The sequence below is a fragment of the Duganella sp. Root336D2 genome (genome assembly GCF_001425005.1).
Classification (GTDB): Bacteria; Pseudomonadota; Gammaproteobacteria; order Burkholderiales; family Burkholderiaceae_D; genus Rugamonas.
This window is the reverse complement of record NZ_LMDB01000033.1, coordinates 247,499-264,569: the sequence shown is the minus strand read 5'-3', so window position 1 is coordinate 264,569 and position 17,071 is coordinate 247,499. Positions and strand designations below refer to the sequence as shown.

General features: G+C 61.3%; 20 protein-coding genes, 1 pseudogene and 1 riboswitch. Of the genes and pseudogenes, 6 read left to right on the top strand and 15 right to left on the bottom strand.

The features are described from left to right. Complete coding sequence (locus ASD07_RS19525) at nt 1-690, top strand: DUF4197 domain-containing protein (RefSeq protein WP_055934114.1); 690 nt, start codon at nt 1-3, stop codon at nt 688-690. Here ASD07_RS19525 and ASD07_RS19520 read toward each other — a convergent pair. The 3 genes from ASD07_RS19520 to ASD07_RS19510 all read right to left on the bottom strand — a co-directional run bounded on the left by ASD07_RS19520 (nt 683) and on the right by ASD07_RS19510 (nt 2,292). Continuing rightward, the gene (locus ASD07_RS19520; protein WP_055934111.1) at nt 683-916 is read right to left on the bottom strand and encodes a hypothetical protein; all 234 of its coding nucleotides are present in this window, start codon (nt 914-916) and stop codon (nt 683-685) included. The two genes, ASD07_RS19525 and ASD07_RS19520, sit on opposite strands and share 8 nt — an antisense overlap. A gap of 61 nt (nt 917-977) precedes the next feature. Then, nucleotides 978-1,706, bottom strand: coding sequence for a hypothetical protein (locus ASD07_RS19515; protein WP_229207219.1), 729 nt, complete (start codon nt 1,704-1,706; stop codon nt 978-980). Between the two features lie 82 nt (nt 1,707-1,788). Continuing rightward, nucleotides 1,789-2,292, bottom strand: a complete 504-nt coding sequence (locus ASD07_RS19510; RefSeq protein WP_055934107.1) for a hypothetical protein — start codon at nt 2,290-2,292, stop codon at nt 1,789-1,791. A 126-nt stretch (nt 2,293-2,418) separates the two neighbouring features. Between ASD07_RS19510 and trmB the strand changes: the two genes are divergently transcribed. Beyond that, nucleotides 2,419-3,099: a tRNA (guanosine(46)-N7)-methyltransferase TrmB gene (trmB, locus tag ASD07_RS19505; protein WP_055934489.1), complete on the top strand. Its 681-nt coding sequence runs from the start codon at nt 2,419-2,421 to the stop codon at nt 3,097-3,099. A gap of 1 nt (nt 3,100) precedes the next feature. Here trmB and ASD07_RS19500 read toward each other — a convergent pair whose 3' ends face one another. From ASD07_RS19500 to ASD07_RS19490, 3 genes are read right to left on the bottom strand one after another with little or no spacing between them, the layout of a single operon-like run. Continuing rightward, on the bottom strand, nt 3,101-3,997 hold the full coding sequence (locus tag ASD07_RS19500) for a DMT family transporter (protein WP_055934105.1): 897 nt from the start codon (nt 3,995-3,997) through the stop codon (nt 3,101-3,103). 18 nt (nt 3,998-4,015) lie between these two features. Next, on the bottom strand, nt 4,016-4,492 hold the full coding sequence (locus ASD07_RS19495; protein ID WP_055934103.1) for a hypothetical protein: 477 nt from the start codon (nt 4,490-4,492) through the stop codon (nt 4,016-4,018). A 60-nt stretch (nt 4,493-4,552) separates the two neighbouring features. After that, nucleotides 4,553-5,122 (bottom strand): PEP-CTERM sorting domain-containing protein, encoded by a 570-nt coding sequence (locus tag ASD07_RS19490; protein ID WP_055934101.1) that lies wholly within the window; start codon nt 5,120-5,122, stop codon nt 4,553-4,555. Between the two features lie 312 nt (nt 5,123-5,434). On the opposite strand from ASD07_RS19490, the gene ASD07_RS19485 reads away from it, so the two are divergent. Together ASD07_RS19485 and ASD07_RS19480 are read left to right on the top strand one after the other, a co-directional pair. Further along, complete coding sequence (locus ASD07_RS19485; protein WP_055934099.1) at nt 5,435-6,319, top strand: helix-turn-helix domain-containing protein; 885 nt, start codon at nt 5,435-5,437, stop codon at nt 6,317-6,319. Nucleotides 6,320-6,418: 99 nt separating this feature from the next. After that, a complete protein-coding gene (locus ASD07_RS19480) occupies nt 6,419-6,916 on the top strand; it encodes a PEP-CTERM sorting domain-containing protein (RefSeq protein ID WP_156398100.1) in 498 nt (165 codons plus the stop codon). Here the strand turns inward: ASD07_RS19480 and recQ are convergent. The 4 genes and pseudogenes from recQ to ASD07_RS19460 all read right to left on the bottom strand — a co-directional run. Beyond that, a complete protein-coding gene (gene recQ, locus ASD07_RS19475) occupies nt 6,891-8,714 on the bottom strand; it encodes a DNA helicase RecQ (protein ID WP_055934096.1) in 1,824 nt (607 codons plus the stop codon). The genes ASD07_RS19480 and recQ overlap by 26 nt on opposite strands. Nucleotides 8,715-8,718: 4 nt before the next feature. Further along, complete coding sequence (locus ASD07_RS19470; RefSeq protein WP_055934092.1) at nt 8,719-9,552, bottom strand: undecaprenyl-diphosphate phosphatase; 834 nt, start codon at nt 9,550-9,552, stop codon at nt 8,719-8,721. A 134-nt stretch (nt 9,553-9,686) separates the two neighbouring features. Further along, nucleotides 9,687-10,829, bottom strand: coding sequence for an MFS transporter (locus tag ASD07_RS19465; RefSeq protein WP_055934090.1), 1,143 nt, complete (start codon nt 10,827-10,829; stop codon nt 9,687-9,689). 47 nt (nt 10,830-10,876) lie between these two features. Next, nucleotides 10,877-11,062 (bottom strand): annotated as a pseudogene (locus ASD07_RS19460) (Fe-S-cluster oxidoreductase); the annotation flags it as partial. Nucleotides 11,063-11,430: 368 nt separating this feature from the next. On the opposite strand from ASD07_RS19460, the gene ASD07_RS19455 reads away from it, so the two are divergent. Both ASD07_RS19455 and ASD07_RS31025 read left to right on the top strand, forming a co-directional pair. Continuing rightward, a complete protein-coding gene (locus ASD07_RS19455; protein WP_055934086.1) occupies nt 11,431-12,447 on the top strand; it encodes a toll/interleukin-1 receptor domain-containing protein in 1,017 nt (338 codons plus the stop codon). Nucleotides 12,448-12,530: 83 nt separating this feature from the next. Next, nucleotides 12,531-13,547 (top strand): hypothetical protein, encoded by a 1,017-nt coding sequence (locus ASD07_RS31025; RefSeq protein ID WP_156398099.1) that lies wholly within the window; start codon nt 12,531-12,533, stop codon nt 13,545-13,547. A gap of 66 nt (nt 13,548-13,613) precedes the next feature. Here ASD07_RS31025 and ASD07_RS19450 read toward each other — a convergent pair whose 3' ends face one another. The 5 genes from ASD07_RS19450 to ASD07_RS19440 all read right to left on the bottom strand — a co-directional run bounded on the left by ASD07_RS19450 (nt 13,614) and on the right by ASD07_RS19440 (nt 16,683). After that, nucleotides 13,614-14,564 carry a sce7725 family protein gene (locus ASD07_RS19450; protein ID WP_055934084.1) on the bottom strand — a complete coding sequence of 317 codons (951 nt, stop codon included), beginning with the start codon at nt 14,562-14,564 and terminating at the stop codon, nt 13,614-13,616. A 45-nt stretch (nt 14,565-14,609) separates the two neighbouring features. Then, complete coding sequence (locus ASD07_RS19445; protein ID WP_229207218.1) at nt 14,610-15,431, bottom strand: sce7726 family protein; 822 nt, start codon at nt 15,429-15,431, stop codon at nt 14,610-14,612. A gap of 281 nt (nt 15,432-15,712) precedes the next feature. Next, nucleotides 15,713-15,970, bottom strand: a complete 258-nt coding sequence (locus tag ASD07_RS30325) for a YkgJ family cysteine cluster protein (RefSeq protein WP_082507442.1) — start codon at nt 15,968-15,970, stop codon at nt 15,713-15,715. A 125-nt stretch (nt 15,971-16,095) separates the two neighbouring features. Next, nucleotides 16,096-16,338, bottom strand: coding sequence for a YkgJ family cysteine cluster protein (locus tag ASD07_RS30315; RefSeq protein WP_082507461.1), 243 nt, complete (start codon nt 16,336-16,338; stop codon nt 16,096-16,098). Between the two features lie 39 nt (nt 16,339-16,377). Beyond that, on the bottom strand, nt 16,378-16,683 hold the full coding sequence (locus ASD07_RS19440) for a hypothetical protein (RefSeq protein WP_057247335.1): 306 nt from the start codon (nt 16,681-16,683) through the stop codon (nt 16,378-16,380). Between the two features lie 150 nt (nt 16,684-16,833). Further along, nucleotides 16,834-17,051, top strand: a riboswitch (cobalamin riboswitch). Nucleotides 17,052-17,071 lie beyond the last annotated feature (20 nt).

The window sequence follows — 17,071 nt, the reverse complement described above, 5'->3', positions numbered from 1 at the left end:
ATGAGCATCACAAAACAAGTAACCACCCTGCTGGCCGGCATGGCGCTCGCCGCCACCGCTTTTGCAAACCCATTGGACGCCTTGACCGAGAAGGAAGCGGGCGGCGGCCTGAAAGCCGCACTGGAAGCCGGTTCGGTCGCGGCGGTGGGCAAGCTGGGCGTGGACGGCGGTTTCCTGAACAACGATGCGGTGCGCATCAAGCTGCCGCGCGTGCTGGAAAAAGCGCGGCCGATCCTGGAAATGACCGGCCGCGGCGAGCAGCTCGATGAGCTGGAAACCGCGATGAACCGCGCCGCCGAGCAAGCCGTCCCGCTGGCCAAGCCGCTGCTGGTCAATGCCGTCAAGTCGATGACGCTGAGCGATGCGAAGGCGATCCTGACCGGCGGCGACACCTCGGTCACCGATTTCTTCAAGGAGAAAACGGCAGCGCCGCTGGCGGTGAAATTCAAGCCGATCGTGAAAGGCGTGACCGATAAATCCAAGCTGTCCGGCCAGTTCAACAGCGCCATGGCACAAGCCACCAAGTTCGGCCTGGCCACCGAAGAGCAGGCCAGCGTGGAAAGCTACGTCACCCAGCGCGCGCTGGATGGCCTGTTCCTGATGATCGGGGAAGAAGAGAAGAAGATCCGCGAGAATCCGATTTCCTACGGCAGCAAGGCGATTTCCAAAGTCTTCGGCCTGCTCAAATAAGCGTTCGGCCGCGCGGGTTGCGCGCTTGCGCGGCTGAGTTCAGGATTTCAAGCTGTCCTGATTTGAAGGTTTGCTGGTGCTCGCCGTCGCTGTCGTGCCAGCGGCACAGCACGTCCTCGTCATCATTCCGGCCCGAGCGGCCCGGCGTGGTGCGGATCACCAGCATCTTATGGCGCCAGCCGATTGGCCGCACCGCGTCCCCTGCCTTTGCCCGTTCACGTTCCATAGTAGCCTCCTGCAAGCAGCTGGAACCATGATACGCCTGTCGGGAAAGGCAGGGCGCCCGATCAGGAGCCGATCAGCTGTACGGCGTCGACCTGCAGGCAGTAGCTGGTCATGTTGTTGGACTTGGTGATGCGTGCGGCCTTGGCTTTGTACGCCGTTTTCTCGATCGGCTGCACGAACCAGGTGCGTGGACCGCGCTTGTCGGCTTTCACGCCGTGCACGCCGGACCAGACGGTGTACCATTTTCCATCGGTATCTTGCAGCTCTACCTTGGTGATGCCATCCAGGCCATAGGCATCAGCCACCGCTACGCGCAGCTGGGTCGCGTTGACCGGCTTATCGAACGTCACTTCCAGCGAATCGAAGCCGACATCGCTGCTTTTGGTGGACCAGTAGTTGCCGTCCACCTTGCCAATCGCTTTGGAGGCGTTTTGGCTGTCGCTGTAGTTCGAACTGGCGTTGGCAGCACTGGCCCATTGTGCTTCCGGATCGGCCAGATAGGCTTGCTCCATATTCGAGTAATCGAGTTTGGCCTGGCGCTTGGCGGTTTCCAGTTGCTCGTCGCTCATGTTTTCAGTGGAAATGATTGGCGTCGGCAGGGGAGCATTGCCGGCCGGGGCGGCGGCTGCCGCGGCGGCCGGAGCCGGTACGGCGGCAGGTGCCGGGGCCGGCGCAGCGGCTGCAGTGGCAGGGGCTGGAGCGGCAGCCGCTGCCGCCTCAGGTTGCGGATGCTTCTTGGCGCATGCGGCCAGCAGCAGGACTGGCAGCAGCAAGGCGAATTTGGTCTTCATGGACATCCTTTGCGGAATTATCAAAAATATAAAGCCGCAATATGGCATAAGGATGCCAAAAACTCAATTGTGCGTGGGGCGTTTACGACAAGTTAACATCGAGCCACACGGCGTGGGCCAGGCGCTTACCTTCGTACACCTGGCCGCCGCGGATGACGGCGTCGGTCGACGTGAGCTGGCCGCTGATCTCCTGGCGCGCCAGCATGGTGCGGAAAGCTGCAGCGTCTTTCGGCGCCAGGTAGCCAACCATTTCGTTGTTGAGGAAGACGGCGACCGCCTTGTCTTCGTAGGGATTATTGTCGTCCGCCAGCAGCAGCGCCTTGTGGCGGGCCTCGGCAGCGGCTTCGCCATGCTCGCCGGCCAGGGTGCGGATGGTGTCGGAGTAGCGCGATTCACCCAGCACTTCAAGCTGGAAGCGGCCTTCGTCGCTCCAGTGGTGCACCGGTTCGCCCTGCGGCAGCGGGGTGTAGGAGCCGCCCGCCGGCTTGCCCGCCGGCGCCGGCGTGGCTTTCGGGCCGCCCTTCAGCAGGAAGTACAGCGTTACCAGTGCCAGGACGATGATCAGGATATTCAGTGCGAGGGCCATTTGAGGGGCTTCCTAAGGGACAAGACCCGCTATTATCGCAGGCCGGGCGATAAAACCGGAATGGTATAATCGCCCCTTTTCCTTGCACGTTCAGCCATGTCTTCCGAATCCACGCCAAAGGGCAAAATGCTCTATGACCCGACCGAACACCGCATCCGCAGCTTCGTTACGCGTGCTGGCCGCCTGTCCACCGGCCAGGAACGTGGACTGAAGGAGTTCGGCCCGCAATTCCTGATTGAGCACACGAAGGAAGCACTGGATTACGAAAAGGCTTTCGGCCGCAAGGCGCCGGTGATCCTGGAGATCGGCTTCGGCATGGGCGGCACCACCGCCCACATCGCCAAGGTCATGCCGGAGAAGGACTTCATCGGTGTCGAAGTGCATACCCCTGGCGTAGGCAGCCTGCTGAAGATGATCGGCGACGAAGGCATCCCCAACCTGCGCGTGATCCAGCATGACGCCGTGGAGGTCCTGCGCGATATGATCCCGGCCGGTTCGCTGGCGGGCGTGCATATCTACTTCCCGGATCCATGGCATAAGGCGCGCCACAACAAGCGCCGCCTGATCCAGCCCGCGTTTGTAAAGACCCTGTGCGAGCACCTGGCGCCGGGCGGCTACATCCACCTGGCAACCGACTGGGAAGACTATGCGGTGCAGATGCTGGAAGTGCTGGGCGCCGAGCCGGCGCTGCAGAACACGGCTGAAGGCTACGCGCCGCAGCCGGCATACCGCCCGCTGACCAAGTTCGAAAACCGTGGCCTGAAACTGGGCCACGGCGTTTGGGACCTGGTGTTCACCAAGAAGTAAGCTAGGCAGTCGCCGGCGCCTGGGCCTTGGCCCGCGCCGGCATGAAGGCCAGCAAATTCCCGCCGATCACCAGCAGCAGCCCGGCCAGCGCCATGCTGCTCCACTGGTAGCCTTCAAAGAAGGTGGACACCGTCAGCGCCACCACCGGGAACAGTACCGTGCAGTATGCCGCGCGGTCCGGCCCGATCCTCCCCACCAGCAGCAGGTAAGCCGTAAAGGCGATCACCGAGCCCGGCACGGCCAGGTAGAGCAAAGCGCCGACATAGCGCGGGCTTGGGTCGAAGTTGAACGGCATGCCGAGGACCAGTGCGCCTATCGTCAGGATGGTGGCGCCGATCAGCATGGCCCAGGTGTTGGTCAGCCAGGGCTGCATGCCCAGCGCCTGCATGCGGCTGGAGAGCAGGTTGCCGGTCGAGAAGCACAGCGTGCCAAGCAGGGCCAGTCCGAGGCCGGCCAGCATGCCGCTGTCGTTCCAGTGGCCGCGCATGGAAGGCAGGAACAGCATCACGATGCCTGCCAGTCCAAGTACCGCACCGCCCAGTACTTGCGGCCGGATTGGACGCTTCATGAACAGGCGTCCGTTGATCGCATTCCAGATCGGCGCGGTGGAGAACACCACCGCCACCAGCCCGCTCGGCACCCACGTTGTGGCGTAGTAGAAGCACAGGAAATTGCAGCAGAACAGAGCCAGTCCTTGCGCGACCAGGTAGCGCCACGCTGAGCGCGGCGGCAGGATCTGCTGCCTGCGCACGAGCAGGATCAGCATCAGCACCAGCGCCGCGATCCAGAAACGATAAGCGATCGACACCGGCGCAGCGACGACGCCGAGCTGGAATTTGATCGCGATCCAGGTGGTGCCCCAGATGAGCACCGTGGTGAGGTAGAGGGCAATATTCATAGTGCCCCCAGCATGCCGTCAATCGCGCTGGCCTGGTTGTCTGATCTTGCTGCTATCCGCGTCGCGCAGGCGGCTCGCGACCAGATTGCTTTCCTTCCTGCCCTCAATTAAGGCGATCACATGGTATTGGGTGACCCTGCGATTGGCCAGAATGGCGGCCAGGCCGGGCGTTTCGGCGTCCTGCGGCAGGCGAGGGGTGACGGTGAACCAGACGATGTAATGCTTTTTACCCGAATCGGCACCGAACGAGAAGTAATCCTCATCCGCGCTTGGCGTCATGTAAGGCAAGCCAGTCCGCGCGGTCAGGCGCGTGATATTGCCGCTGCCAACCTGAGAGAGCGCAGCCAATTGTGTGCGGTCAATTTGGCCCGATTCCAGTGCCGCGACAAGGCTGTCGAACTGCGGCGCCGACATTGCTGGTACTTGCCGCTGGCTGTCGGTGGCAAAGGCCGACGCCGGGAAAAACAAGACGACGGGCAGGAAAAAACGGAACATGGACGACGCTGGCTCGTAAAAACTGCCAGTGTACCGTGGCGGACACTGGCAATTTGCCGACTACTTCGCCGTGCGGCGGCGTGAAATGCCCAGTGCCGACAGGCCAAGGCCAAGCAGCGCCAGCGAGCCCGGTACCGGCAATTGCTGCACTGGCGTGGTATCGACGTTGATCTCGGAGAAGCCAAAGCCCTGCGTGCCGCCGTCCTGGCCGATATTGAAGACGACCGATATCACGTTACCCATGCCGGCGAGCGCCAGGGTACCGAGTCCGGACAAGATTTGCGTGGCGCCGTTGGAGCCGGTCACAGTGATCGACGATGCGCCATCGACGTAACCGGCGATATTGATGTTGACCAGGTTGAAGCTGGCGCCGAAGAAGTCGATGACCCAGCTCACGTCGTCGGCATTCTGGAAGCCGTTGTGGATGCCGATGTCGCCGATAAACGCCGGATCGAAATGGTCGCCGGCGCGCACTGTACGCAGGCGGAAACCATCTTCAGTGTAGGTGTCGACAACGACCGAGCCGTTGTTGTTGGCGAAGATGCCGCTGGTCAGGTCCAGCTGGATCGGGCCTGCCTGGGCTGTGGCGAAGGCGACTGACAGGGCTGCAAGGCAAGCGAGCTTTTTCATCGATATTTCCTTTCAGAGTAGTAGTCTTGTTGGCAGTATTGCTTCAAAAGCAATAAGCAATTTTTATACCCCATGCCTGCAAGTCACTGATTCTTATGGATAAGGGGTAGCCGGGTTTAAGGTCGCTGTAAATTTTCCCGACAGGGCTTTGTCTGATCTTGCGCATATCGAAGGGGTGCCCGGCAGGGCGGGAGTGCCCGTGCTAGACTTTTCGGCGTGAAGCCTCTGACTGGACAATCTGATGATGCCGTTCCACGCAAGCGCGTGGGGGCGGCGGCGCGCGCGGCATTGGCGGCGGAGCCGGGTGATGCGATGTCGCACGCGGTGTTCCGCACCATGTCCGGCACCGATGCGACGCTGGAGCGTTTTGCCTGGCTCGGCGACGGGTTGGCGGCAGCGGTCTGGCATCGCAGCACGGAGGAGGCGTTCACGGAATACCGCCAGCCAGGCCACCATACCTTGTCCTGCTACCTGGGCGGCGGCTACAGCGTGGAACGCGAAGGCTTGCCGGGGCAGTACGGTGCGCCGCAGCGCCTGTGCTCACTGCCGGACTGGCATGAGTCGGAGTGGGTAGTGCGCGGCCAGCTGCGCATGCTGCACGTCTATTTCATGCCGGAGCATTTCACGCAGCGCGCTGTGGCTGAACTGGACCGCGAGCCGCGCGAACTGACGCTGCAGGATCGCACCTATTTCGAAAACCAGCGCCTGGTGCAGCTGTGCGGCGACCTGCTGCAGCAGCCGTGGGAGGACGCCGACCAACTGCTGCGCGCCAACGAAATCACGCACCAAGCCCTGAGCGAACTGCTGCACGCGCAGTCGATGAGCAGGCCCGGCCTGCGCCTGCGCGGCGGCCTGGCACCGCTGGTGCGGCGCCGGCTGCACGAATACATTGAAGCCCACCTCGACCAGAACATCACCCTGGGCATGTTGGCGCAGCTCGCCTGCATGTCGGAATTCCACCTGGCCCGCATGTTCCGCATCAGCTTCGGCATGCCGCCATCCACCTGGATCGCGGCGTGCCGCATCGAGCGTGCGCGCGGGCTGCTGCGTGCGGGCCGCCTGCCTTTGCAGCAGGTCGCGGAGGCTTGCGGCTATGCCGACCTGAGCCACTTCACCCACCGCTTCAGCGCAGCAGTCGGCGCACCGCCCGGCCGCTATCGCCAGCTCACCAGCACCGCGGCCAGCATCGCGCTATAACGCGCAAGACTATCGCGCCGATGCGCACGATTTGAGCTGGCGCGCGCGGCCCTCAGCGTCGGCGCAGCATTGGCTCCTGTTCACACAAAGGAGATTGTCATGCCCAAGTTCGCTCGAATATTGCTATCCGCCCTGGCGCTGCTGGCTTGCACAGCGCACGCACAGAATGCGCCCATGTACCGGGCTGTCAAATTTGACGCGCAGTTCCGGCCGCAGGTACTGAACGACCTGGGCCAGGTCGCCGGCATCGGCCAGGATGGCAAGCCTGCCATCTGGCATCCGGATGGTTCCATACTGCACCTGCCTGGCACCGCCAGCGAGGTCACCATCACTGGCTTCAACAACCAGGGAACGGTGGTTGGCAATGCGCTGATCCCGGGCTACAGCCTGCCGCAGCCAGTGGTATGGCGCAATGGTGGTTCAGTAGAGCGCTTGCACTTCAGTGGCATCGGTGGCTACACCGAAGCCTATGCCGGCTGGTTCCTGGAAAGCGCCTGGGAGTCGCCCGTGCCGGAACCGGCGCAGGGCGCGCTGCTGCTGGCCGGGCTGGCGCTGCTGGGCAGCCTGCGCCTCAGGCCAGGTCGGCGATCAGCCTGACGATCTCGTCGCCGTAGGACACCAGCTTTTTCTCGCCCACACCGGAGATGCCGCGCATCTCGTTCAGCGAAGACGGACGCACCTTGGCGATTTCGCGCAGCGTGGCGTCGTTGAAGATCACATAGGCCGGCACGCCGTGTTCGCGCGCCGCGCCCATGCGCCAAGAGCGCAGGCGGTCGAAGACGCGCTGCTCGTCGCCATCGAGGCTGGTTTCCTCATAGCCTTTCGGCGTCGAGCTGCTACGCTTCTGCTTGACAGGTTTCTGGTACTGGCGCAGCTGCACTTTCTGGCCGCCTTTCAGTACCGGGCGTGCGGCGTCAGTCAGTTTGAGCGAGCTGAATTGTTCGTGGTCGACCGTCACCAGGCCGAGCGCAATAACCTGGCGCAGGATGGCGCGCCATTCCTGCTCGCTGCGGTCGGCGCCGATGCCGAACACGGACAGCTTGTCGTGGTGCCAGGTCTGGATGCGTTCCGATTCGGCGCCGCGCAGCACGTCGATCACGTGGCCGGCGGCGAAGCGCTGGTCGCAGCGGTAGATTGCCGACAGCAGTTTCTGCACCGGCACCGTGCCGTCGAAGGATACCGGCGGAATCAGGCAGGTATCGCAATTGCCGCAAGGCGTGGCGGGTTCGCCGAAGTATTCCAGCAGGCGCATGCGGCGGCAGCTCAGGGTCTCGCACAGGCCCAGCATGGAATCGAGCTTGGTCGACAGCACGCGCTTGAAATTTTCGTCGGCCTCGGACTCGTCGATCATGCGCCGCTGCAGCACCACGTCCTGTAGGCCGTAGGACATCCAGGCGCTGGCCGGCATGCCGTCGCGGCCGGCGCGCCCGGTCTCCTGGTAGTAGCCCTCGATCGATTTAGGCAGGTCGAGGTGGCAGACGAAACGCACGTCCGGCTTGTCGATGCCCATGCCGAAGGCGATGGTGGCGACCATCACGATATTTTCCTCGCGCAGGAAGCGTGCCTGGTTGTCGGCCCGCTTCGCATGCTCCATACCGGCGTGGTAGGCCATGGCGCGCACGCCATGCTCGTTCAGGAATTCCGCGGTCTCTTCCACCTTCTTGCGCGACAGGCAGTACACGATGCCGCAATCGCCCGCATGCTCGGCGGTGATGAAGTCCAGCAGCTGTTTGCGGCCATTGGTCTTCTCAACGATCTGGTAGCGGATGTTCGGGCGGTCGAACGAAGAGACGAATTGCGCGGCATCGTTCAGCGCCAGGCGGTGGATGATCTCGGCGCGGGTCTGATGGTCGGCGGTTGCCGTCAGCGCAATGCGCGGTACGTTCGGGAACTGCTCGTGCAGCACCGACAGCTTGATGTATTCCGGGCGGAAGTCGTGGCCCCATTGCGACACGCAGTGCGCTTCGTCGATGGCGAACAGTGCAATCTGCGAATCCTGCAGCAGGTCGAAGCAGCGCTGCGTCAGCAGGCGCTCGGGCGCCACGTACAGCAGGTCGATCTGGTTGGTGCGCACCAGGCGCTCGATGCGCGCCGCTTCTTCATAGGTTTGCGTGGAATTCAGGAAGGCGGCGCGCACGCCGACTTCGGCCAGGGCGTCGACCTGGTCCTGCATCAAAGCGATCAGCGGCGACACCACCACGCCCACGCCGTTGCGCAGCATGGCCGGGATCTGGTAGCACAGCGACTTGCCGCCGCCGGTCGGCATCAGCACCAGTGCATCGCCGCCATTGCCCACATGTTCGACAATCTCCCCCTGCTGGCCGCGGAAGGCTGGGTAGCCGAATACGGTCTGCAGCAGGTGTAGTGCGCGCTGGCTGGTGTCCTGGTCTTGCATTCTTTTATTCTGCCCAGCTGATCATGCCGGAGTAGGCGGTGGCGATCACCACGATGCCGAACACGATGCGGTACCAGGCGAAAACGGTGAAGGTGTGGGTGCTGATGTAGCGCAGCAGCCAGCGGATGCAGGCGAAGGCCGATACGAAGGCGACCACCGCGCCGATGCTGAACAGCGGCAAATCGGCAGCGCTCAGCAGCGCGCGATCCTTCCACAGCGAGTAGAAGGTGGCGGCCAGCAGGGTCGGGATCGCGAGGAAGAACGAGAACTCGGTCGCCACCTTGCGCGACAGGCCGAACATCATGCCGCCAATGATGGTGGCGCCGGAGCGGCTGGTGCCGGGAATCAGGGCGAAGACCTGGGCGAAGCCGACTTTCAGCGCATCGAGCAAGGTCATATCGTCCACCGACTGCACGCGCACGGCAACCGGATTGTTCCTGGCGCGGCGTTCGACCCACAGGATGATCAGGCCGCCGATGATAAAGGCCAGCGCTACCGGCTCCGGCGCGAACAGCACGGCCTTGATCTTCTTTTCGAACAGGAAGCCCAGTGCGGCGGCCGGAATGAAGGCCACCGCCACGTTGAGCGCAAAGCGGCGCGCGCGTGCTTCGCGCAACATGCCGGACAGGACTTCGCAGATCTTCTTGTGGTACTCCCAGATTACCGCCACCATGGCGCCGCCCTGGATGGCAATCTCGAACACTTTGGCTTTCTCGCCCGTGAAATTCAACAAACTACCCGCCAGCACCAGGTGGCCGGTGGAGGAAATCGGCAGGAATTCGGTAAATCCTTCGACCAGACCCATGATCAGAGCCTTCAGCGCGAGAACGATATCCATTGTGATTTTGCTAAATGTGTCGGTGGGGAACGCGGGCGGGATGCTGCGCGGGCACGAAGCTTACCATGAGCGCGGCCGACCAATGCACATCAGTCAAGAGTAGCGCCGTTGCCGGGGCCCTGGTTTGCGCTGCGTCAGGAGTGCACCCGCACCAGGCGGCTGCCGGCGGCTACCAGCAACAGTGCCCCGCCGAGGGCGGCAAAGGCCAGGTCCAGGCTGGACAGGTGGGCCACGAAGCCGATCATGGCCGGACCGGCCAGGATGCCGGCATAGCCGATGGTGGTAATGGCGGCAATCGCCAGGCTGGCCGGCATGGCGTTCTGGTTGCCGGCGGCGGTGAACAGGATGGGCACGATGTTGGAGGCGCCCAGGCCGATCAGCACGAATCCGGCCAGCGCCACGGCCGGCGTGGGCGAGGCCACTGCCGTGAAGAAGCCGGCTGCGGCGCACAGGCCGCCCGCCAGCAGCACGCGGCGTCCGCCGAAGCGGCCCACCACACGGTCGCCGGTCAGGCGGCCCACGGTCATGGCGACGGCGAAGGCGGCGTAGCCGAGACCGGCGCGGCCTTCTTCCAGCCCGCGTTCGGCGCTCAGGAACACGGCGCTCCAGTCCAGCATGGCGCCTTCGGCCAGGAAGACGATGAAGCACAGCGCGCCAATGAAGATCACCGCGCCGTGCGGCATGACAAAGCTTGGGGTGCCGTCGTCGCGCGCTTCCGGTTCGCGCAGCAGGTCGGGGCCGGCGCGCCACAGCAGCAGTACGATCAGCGCCACGATGGCCAGGCAGGCGACCAGCGGGCCGCTGCCCAGCCACAGCAGCAGCGCCATGCCGCCGGCGCCGGCAAAGCCGCCCAGGCTGAACATGCCATGGAAGCCGGACATCAGCGCGCCGCCGCTGGCCTTTTCGACGATCACGGCCTGCACGTTCATCGCCACGTCCATGGTGCCCAACGAGGCGCCGAAGACGAACAGCACCAGCCCAAGCAGGACCGGCGTCGGCGCCAGTGCCAGGCCGGGCAGGGCCAGGCAGACCGCCAGCGCCGACCACAGCACCACCTTGCGGCAGCCAAAGCGCGCCGCCAGCGCGCCGGTCAGCGGCATCGCCAGCAGTGAACCCAGGCCAAGGCAGAGCAGCAGCAGGCCGAGCGGGCCTTCCGCCAGTTGCAGGCGTTCCTTGGCATAGGGCACCAGCGGCGCCCAAGCGGACATGGCAAGGCCCGCGGTCAGGAAGGCGAGGCGGGTGGACAGGCGATGGCGGTGGTCGATGGCTTGATTCATAGCTGAACATTCTAGCTGGGAATCGTTTCCACTGCCCGCTGGCGTGTTCAGGGCGCTGTGGCCAGCTCGAGCGTGGTGAGCCAGTGCATGGCTTGCTCGCGCGTCTCGCCGCACATTTCAGCCGATGGCTGCAGGCCGCCGCAGAATGCCGGCCGTTCGGGCCGGCCGAAAATCCTGCAGAGATTATCGTCGCCCAGCTGCACGCAGCGCACCCCGGCCGGCTTGGCGGTCGGAGCGTGTGGCACCTAAAGGGGATACCAGTAACCAACAGGGAGGATATAAAGTCTGTTTTCTGCATTGGCCACCTTTAGCAGCCATGGTCCTTCGCAGTTGCAAGAATCTAACGAGTTACACCCGACGCACCAGATGCATAATCCTACATTCGGCTTTCCACAGTGAAAGGTTGAGGCCCGCGTCGGAAGATTGAACGCACTCGACGGTACGCCGCTCAACACGGGCTTCGAAAGTCATTTAAGCCATCGCTAATTTGATAATCGACCGTGGCGTAAGAGGAGGCACACTTCGCAGAACCTTGGCTGTCCACACCACACAATTGCCTGCGATAATGGACTTCTCAAATTTACAAGAAATAAATTGCGCTATGGCAAAACTGTTCTTCTCTTACTGCCATGCCGACGAGGCATTGCGCGACCGACTCGAAGTACACCTTTCCCTGCTGAAGAACCAAGGGCTGATTTCGACTTGGCACGACCGGGGCATTGTTGCGGGCTCTAATGTGGATGCGGCCATTGACGAAAACTTGAGAAATGCTGACGTAATCCTCTTGCTCGTGAGCGCAGACTTTATCGCATCACGGTACTGTTATTCCATCGAAATGAAGCGAGCCCTCGAGCGACATGCTGACGGCACAGCACATGTCATTCCGGTGATTCTTGAGCCATGTGATTGGCATACCGCGCCGTTCGGCCATCTGCTCGCCGTTCCAAAAGACGGCAAGGCCGTCACCACATGGGCGAACCAAGCGGAAGCTTGGACCGACGTCGCGCGTCAGATTCGTAAGGCTATTGAGGACTTGGGGCGGGGGCGGGCAGAGGCGCAGCCTACGAGCGGCGGCGCGCCGTTGGGGTGGGGCATGCCGCAACCAGCTGCCAATCCCGCCAAGCCAGCCTTTGCCGGCGCCGGTAGCGTGCAGCCAAGCCATGAGCGCCCGAGGTCAAGCAATCTTCGGCTGAAGAAGGAGTTCACGGACTATGACCGCGACAAGTTTCTGCACGACTCGTTCGACTACATGGCAAAGTTTTTCGATGCGTCCCTGGACGAGCTAGCCGCTCGCAATCAGGGCATCCAAGTGCGATTCCAGCGCTTGGATGCACAGCGCTTTTCCGCTGTAGCGTACCGGGAAGGCAAGTCGGTCGCCGAGTGCTCAGTGCGGGTCGGTGGCCTTGGTGGTCGGTCTCCCTCGTTATCCTTTTCTTACGATGCGAACGCATCCGCGAACACGTCGAATGAGTTCATAACCGTCGAGTCCGATACGCAGTCTATGTATTTCAAACCGCTGGGTATGCAGTTTCACGGTGGGCAGCAGAACTCTGGCCTGTCAGAGCAGGGCGCCTCAGAGTACTTTTGGGGATTGTTTATTGACCGCTTGCAGCGATAAGCAGCCTCGTGCGCCTGAACTAACTGCAGCTTGATTTTTCCTCTCACGGGATGCCGATCGCAGCTCTTTTGCGAAGAATGTACATGAAAATCGTTCGGTTTCTAATGGGACTTCTGCTCTTGGTCTCCATCGGCGCGTCGGCGCAAGATCCCCAGCATCAAGAAAATTTCAGGAGCTGCGATGGCGGCTACATGGGTTGCAACCAGTCGTTGTTGACTACGGCCCAACAGGAGCAGGTTCACCGGTCGGCACTCCGAAGAAATTTCGTCGCATGCGACGGTGGCTACTCTGGCTGCGTGGATTCTCTGCTGACGGGGGCCCAGAAGGAGCAAGTTCGAAAATCCGCGCTGCGGAGAAATTTCGCTAACTGCGAAGGCGGGTACTCAGGCTGTGACCAAGCTCTGCTAACGGACGTCCAAAAGGAGCAGGCCTACAAGTCGGCATTGCGGAGAAACCTGGCCAGTTGTGATGGTGGCTATTCGGGCTGCAATCAATCCTTGCTGACGGAGGCACAGCATGCCCAGGTTCAAAAATCGGCGCTACGCAGAAATCTCGCTAGTTGTGATGGAGGTTACTCTGGCTGCAACCAAGCCCTGCTTACTCAGTCGCAGCAAGCCCAAGTGGATGCATCGGCACTGGTGCGAAATTTCAGGAGCTGCGATGGAGGCTACTCGGGTTGTAACGCTGGCCTTCTGACTTCAGAGCAACGTGTCGCCGTCGAGCAATCTGCAATTCGTCGCAGTGCTTACAATTGCGCGCACGGCTTTAGCGGCTGCGTGTCGAGTCCGGTCCCCACCAATGCACTGCGGGCCAATAAGCTGCCTAAACCGGCAGTTGGACAACATGCGCCGACAGTCGCGTCGCCGAGCAACACTCTTGGGCAACCGTCAGCCGACAGCCTTGCTGCTTACGAACGTGCAACGGAAACCGCAGCTATTCCTGTTTCGCCAGTCGTCGCTCCGTTGTTTGCGGGCTGCGCTGAAAACGGCTCTTGCTACGGCGATATCAGTGCGGCGACTGGACGGGCCAAAACCACCCACGTCAGCGGCTATACAAGAAGCGATGGGACCTATGTCCGCGGGCACTATCGGAGCAAGTAGCAGTAGTGCGTCTCAGCAGGCGGGATGCTCGCCGACGAAGCGAAGGGCTTTGCCCTCAGTGCGCATTCAATAACCCGTCATGAGGTAGTCGTGAACGCGCGCAATGTGATGTTGAATCTGACGCTCTTTGTTTTTCGGTAAACCGGGGAAGTGCGAGTCATTATGGTTCTGAAGATAATCGTTAAGAGCCGCGTTTGCACCGAACTCAGCTGGCCGACCGTGGTACTCCGCAGCTAATTTTGCTATGGCTTGTAAATATTTCTCGCCCGTAGTGCCGACACCCATGTCCGTGTCGTCAGAAACGAAGTGCTGCACCCACAAGTTGCCGTCGGCCCCGCTCCTGTAAGTGATGTGGACAGCCACCGCAGCGGGCTGCCCACCACCCAACTGCACTTCTGAACCGGTGATGGTGTAGTCGCCGAAGCCCGCTCCATGCTCAGCGAACGAGACGTGCTTGTCGGTAAAGTGCTCCTGACCGGCATAGTCGGCATTGCGCGGTTGCTTGTTGAAATGGTCGTAGATGTGAACCCTTTTCGCATGGGGAATCAACGCAAGCTGGGAGCTCGGGACCTTCCCCTGAAGGGCAATGTGGTACGACACGTTTGGTGCCGAGGCAAGCGACTGAAAAACCGCATCGGGGAGGCCAGAATTGAGATAAAGAAGCGCAACTTCGCGATTGGCGTACCTTGTTAGGAACGCTGAAATCACTGCTAACGTTACGCCAGGACGGCATAAAAACCCTGGGACGATAGTAGGGTGCGCCGCAAGCGCTGCATCTACGGGGTCTGCCCAAGTTGCCACCGGCCCGCTTTTCAGCTCGCCCTGCGAAGGATTGGTAATGATGATTGCTTTTTGCGCTCGCTCGCCCATCTCTTCGATGGATTTAATGAGTGCTCCCGGTTTTGCCACGATTGGTTCGATGACGGGCGTCACGACACCGGAGGACAGATATTTTTTGCTACTGCTGCGAATCGCAAGCAACTCTGACGAACGGCCAAAAACGTATGGAAAGTACATTGACGGACTCCGGGTAGTTAGCAAGTCACCACCGGCTTCTCGTCTTTAATAGGGGAGCTGAACGGGCCTCGCCAGTGAATCCAGTAACGAAGTGCGTTGACGTCCGGAAAGGGGCGTCGCATACCCTAAAGCGCGTAGAGACAATGGTAATCTGGAAATAAAGTCTACATGAGATCTGTCGGTTGTACGAGCTTTAAGGGCGTTAACAAAGGCGGTGTGGGCTTGTTCTACAGTAAACTGCTTGAACAACGTTTCACAATAAGCACTGATTAACCCATTGGGCATGGCAGGAACCGCGCCTATATTTGCCTCAACAGCGCCAATGTATTCGTCCCGGCGCATACACCGGAAGATAATTCTGGGGTCCACGTTTCCGGCATTGGCACTCGCTTTACGATAGGGCGTCAATGCATGTTTTTCCGAAAGGATAATTAGCCCGACGCGCGGGTCGAGTTCGCGTTCGTAACGTCCAATGTGAGCAGGGTGTGTGACAACGTAAACCTTGTCGAAGGCCTTTAGGTAGTCGCTTGTCTGAGACGAGAGGCGTCGGGCGGTATCGAACTCAGTCTTGATTTCGTAGGCTGTCGTCGTACCGTTCGCTATAACGACATCGGCGATCGAAGCGCCGACTCGCAACTCAACTTGGAAGCTAGCGGTACGAGGGCTGTGGCGCTTGAAAATTAGCCTTGTGGCGAGTTCGTTTTTGTAGACGTACTCGTTACGGTACCTGGAAGCCAGGAGGCTCCAGCCGCGGTCAAACAAGTCATCCAGCCGGAGCCCGGCTACATCATCGCCAACCTGACCATGCGCGAGCAGCAGGTCCGTCACCGCCCGCGCGTCTCCCGTTCTGGCCAGCTGAGTGAGCATTGGCCTCGTGTAGGCTCGGGAGAGCAAGCGGAGGGAGTCGAGCGTCGTGGTCATGTTCGATTGCGGTTTAACGGATGTATCGTATAGCCACCAGGTGCCTGCTTTAGAGTCACCAAATAGAAACAGGGCATTTTACCAGCATGCCTCTCCATCTTCCGGCGTCGGATAACCCGACACACCTGCAGCAAGAAATGCGGCCTGCCAAGACTAGTGTAAAAGCGTGTGGGCGTTTCCGATTAACATTGGAACGAACAGGTCCACCTCGTCGGCCCTCAAATGATTCAGGTAGGTGCCGTCGCGCGCTCCAGTACATCCAGCCAGCGTATAGCCTGTTCCCGGCTGGCCCCGCACATCTCTTCAGATGGCTGCAATCCGCCACAAAATGCCGGCCGCTCAGGCTTGCCAAAGATGCGGCAGAGGTTGTCATCCGCCAGCTGGACACACCTGACACCCGCAGGCTTCCCATTTGGCATCCCCGGTATTGGACTTGTAATAGAAGGGGCGATGCAGCACGCCCCGCAGTTGTCGCGGCAGTTCATGGCGTCTCGTTAGTTGACAACCGGCTTGCCGTTCGGCATACCGGGAATTGTGGAGGTGATCGAAGGCGCCGTGCAGCAGGCGCCACAGGCTGGGCGGCATTGGAAACTCATGATGAGGCGATATTTTACAGCTTCGGCCAGCCCAGCCAGCGCATGGCCTGCTCGCGCGACTCGCCGCACACCGCTTCATCGGCTCTGAACTCGACGCACACGCGGGGGCGTTCGGGCAAGCCGTACAGCTTGCAGCGCCGTTGTGAATCGAGCTGGATGCAGGGCACGCCCGCCGGTTTGCCTTCAGGCATGCCGGGAATCGGGCTGGAGATTGCGGGCGCCGTACAACAGGCACCGCATTGTGGACGGCACGGGATCGGGGTGCGGTTCACAGCCGTGTTGGCGGCTTTGCCTTGCTAGTGGATAACGTGGTGCGTGCGGCTGCCGAAGGCTTTCAGGGCGTCGGACAGCGACACTTCAATCTGGCCCAGGTGGGCATCTGCCAGCACCCAGGGTTCGCCGTCAGCGGCATGGCGTTTGGCCACTTCGCGTTCGACCATGGCCGCCATGCGCTCGTGCAGCACTTGCTGGTAGCGCGGCGAATCCGGGTCCCCAGCCTGGGCACGGGCATACATATCCGCCCCTTCCCAGAGTTCCTGGATGCGCTCATCCGCAAGTCCGGAGGCGGCTGCCAGGACTTGTAATGTTGTCTTGTTATGCATTTTTACTCTCCCAGACACGTTCTTTGACGCGTACTTAGCAGTAAATACCTAATTCTCTCGAATTACCAATGATTTTGAAGTAGTGGATCCATATAACAACAGTCGTTGCTTTTCTAGCTAGATTGCCGCTGGAATCCACTCTGCTAGAATGGCGCACGTTATGTGATTGGTGCCTTCTTGCAAGCCTGCAGGGAGGTGAAACGGGAAGCCGGTGCCGCGCGGGATTGCCATCTTGCGCCAGTCCGGCGCAGCCCCCGCTGCTGTAAGCCGGACGAAGCTGACCAACGCCACTGTGCACCGCACGGGAAGGCCAGGCCAGGGGAGGATGAAGGCGAGCCAGAAGACCGGCCAGTCACTTTGATTGTGCAAAGCCCGGGGTGTGGTTTTG

What these genes read in the sequence shown, in the direction of transcription:
- ASD07_RS19450 (WP_055934084.1), bottom strand. Translation starts at nt 14,564, where the DNA reads ATGTACTTTCCATACGTTTTTGGCCGTTCGTCAGAGTTGCTTGCGATT.
- ASD07_RS31025 (WP_156398099.1), top strand. Translation starts at nt 12,531, where the DNA reads ATGAAAATCGTTCGGTTTCTAATGGGACTTCTGCTCTTGGTCTCCATC.
- ASD07_RS19455 (WP_055934086.1), top strand. Translation starts at nt 11,431, where the DNA reads ATGGCAAAACTGTTCTTCTCTTACTGCCATGCCGACGAGGCATTGCGC.
- recQ (WP_055934096.1), bottom strand. Translation starts at nt 8,714, where the DNA reads ATGCAAGACCAGGACACCAGCCAGCGCGCACTACACCTGCTGCAGACC.
- ASD07_RS19490 (WP_055934101.1), bottom strand. Translation starts at nt 5,122, where the DNA reads ATGAAAAAGCTCGCTTGCCTTGCAGCCCTGTCAGTCGCCTTCGCCACA.
- ASD07_RS30325 (WP_082507442.1), bottom strand. Translation starts at nt 15,970, where the DNA reads ATGAACTGCCGCGACAACTGCGGGGCGTGCTGCATCGCCCCTTCTATT.
- ASD07_RS19445 (WP_229207218.1), bottom strand. Translation starts at nt 15,431, where the DNA reads ATGCTCACTCAGCTGGCCAGAACGGGAGACGCGCGGGCGGTGACGGAC.
- ASD07_RS19470 (WP_055934092.1), bottom strand. Translation starts at nt 9,552, where the DNA reads ATGGATATCGTTCTCGCGCTGAAGGCTCTGATCATGGGTCTGGTCGAA.
- ASD07_RS19515 (WP_229207219.1), bottom strand. Translation starts at nt 1,706, where the DNA reads ATGAAGACCAAATTCGCCTTGCTGCTGCCAGTCCTGCTGCTGGCCGCA.
- trmB (WP_055934489.1), top strand. Translation starts at nt 2,419, where the DNA reads ATGCTCTATGACCCGACCGAACACCGCATCCGCAGCTTCGTTACGCGT.
- ASD07_RS19500 (WP_055934105.1), bottom strand. Translation starts at nt 3,997, where the DNA reads ATGAATATTGCCCTCTACCTCACCACGGTGCTCATCTGGGGCACCACC.
- ASD07_RS19440 (WP_057247335.1), bottom strand. Translation starts at nt 16,683, where the DNA reads ATGCATAACAAGACAACATTACAAGTCCTGGCAGCCGCCTCCGGACTT.
- ASD07_RS19525 (WP_055934114.1), top strand. Translation starts at nt 1, where the DNA reads ATGAGCATCACAAAACAAGTAACCACCCTGCTGGCCGGCATGGCGCTC.
- ASD07_RS19485 (WP_055934099.1), top strand. Translation starts at nt 5,435, where the DNA reads ATGTCGCACGCGGTGTTCCGCACCATGTCCGGCACCGATGCGACGCTG.
- ASD07_RS19480 (WP_156398100.1), top strand. Translation starts at nt 6,419, where the DNA reads ATGCCCAAGTTCGCTCGAATATTGCTATCCGCCCTGGCGCTGCTGGCT.
- ASD07_RS19520 (WP_055934111.1), bottom strand. Translation starts at nt 916, where the DNA reads ATGGAACGTGAACGGGCAAAGGCAGGGGACGCGGTGCGGCCAATCGGC.
- ASD07_RS19495 (WP_055934103.1), bottom strand. Translation starts at nt 4,492, where the DNA reads ATGTTCCGTTTTTTCCTGCCCGTCGTCTTGTTTTTCCCGGCGTCGGCC.
- ASD07_RS19510 (WP_055934107.1), bottom strand. Translation starts at nt 2,292, where the DNA reads ATGGCCCTCGCACTGAATATCCTGATCATCGTCCTGGCACTGGTAACG.
- ASD07_RS19465 (WP_055934090.1), bottom strand. Translation starts at nt 10,829, where the DNA reads ATGAATCAAGCCATCGACCACCGCCATCGCCTGTCCACCCGCCTCGCC.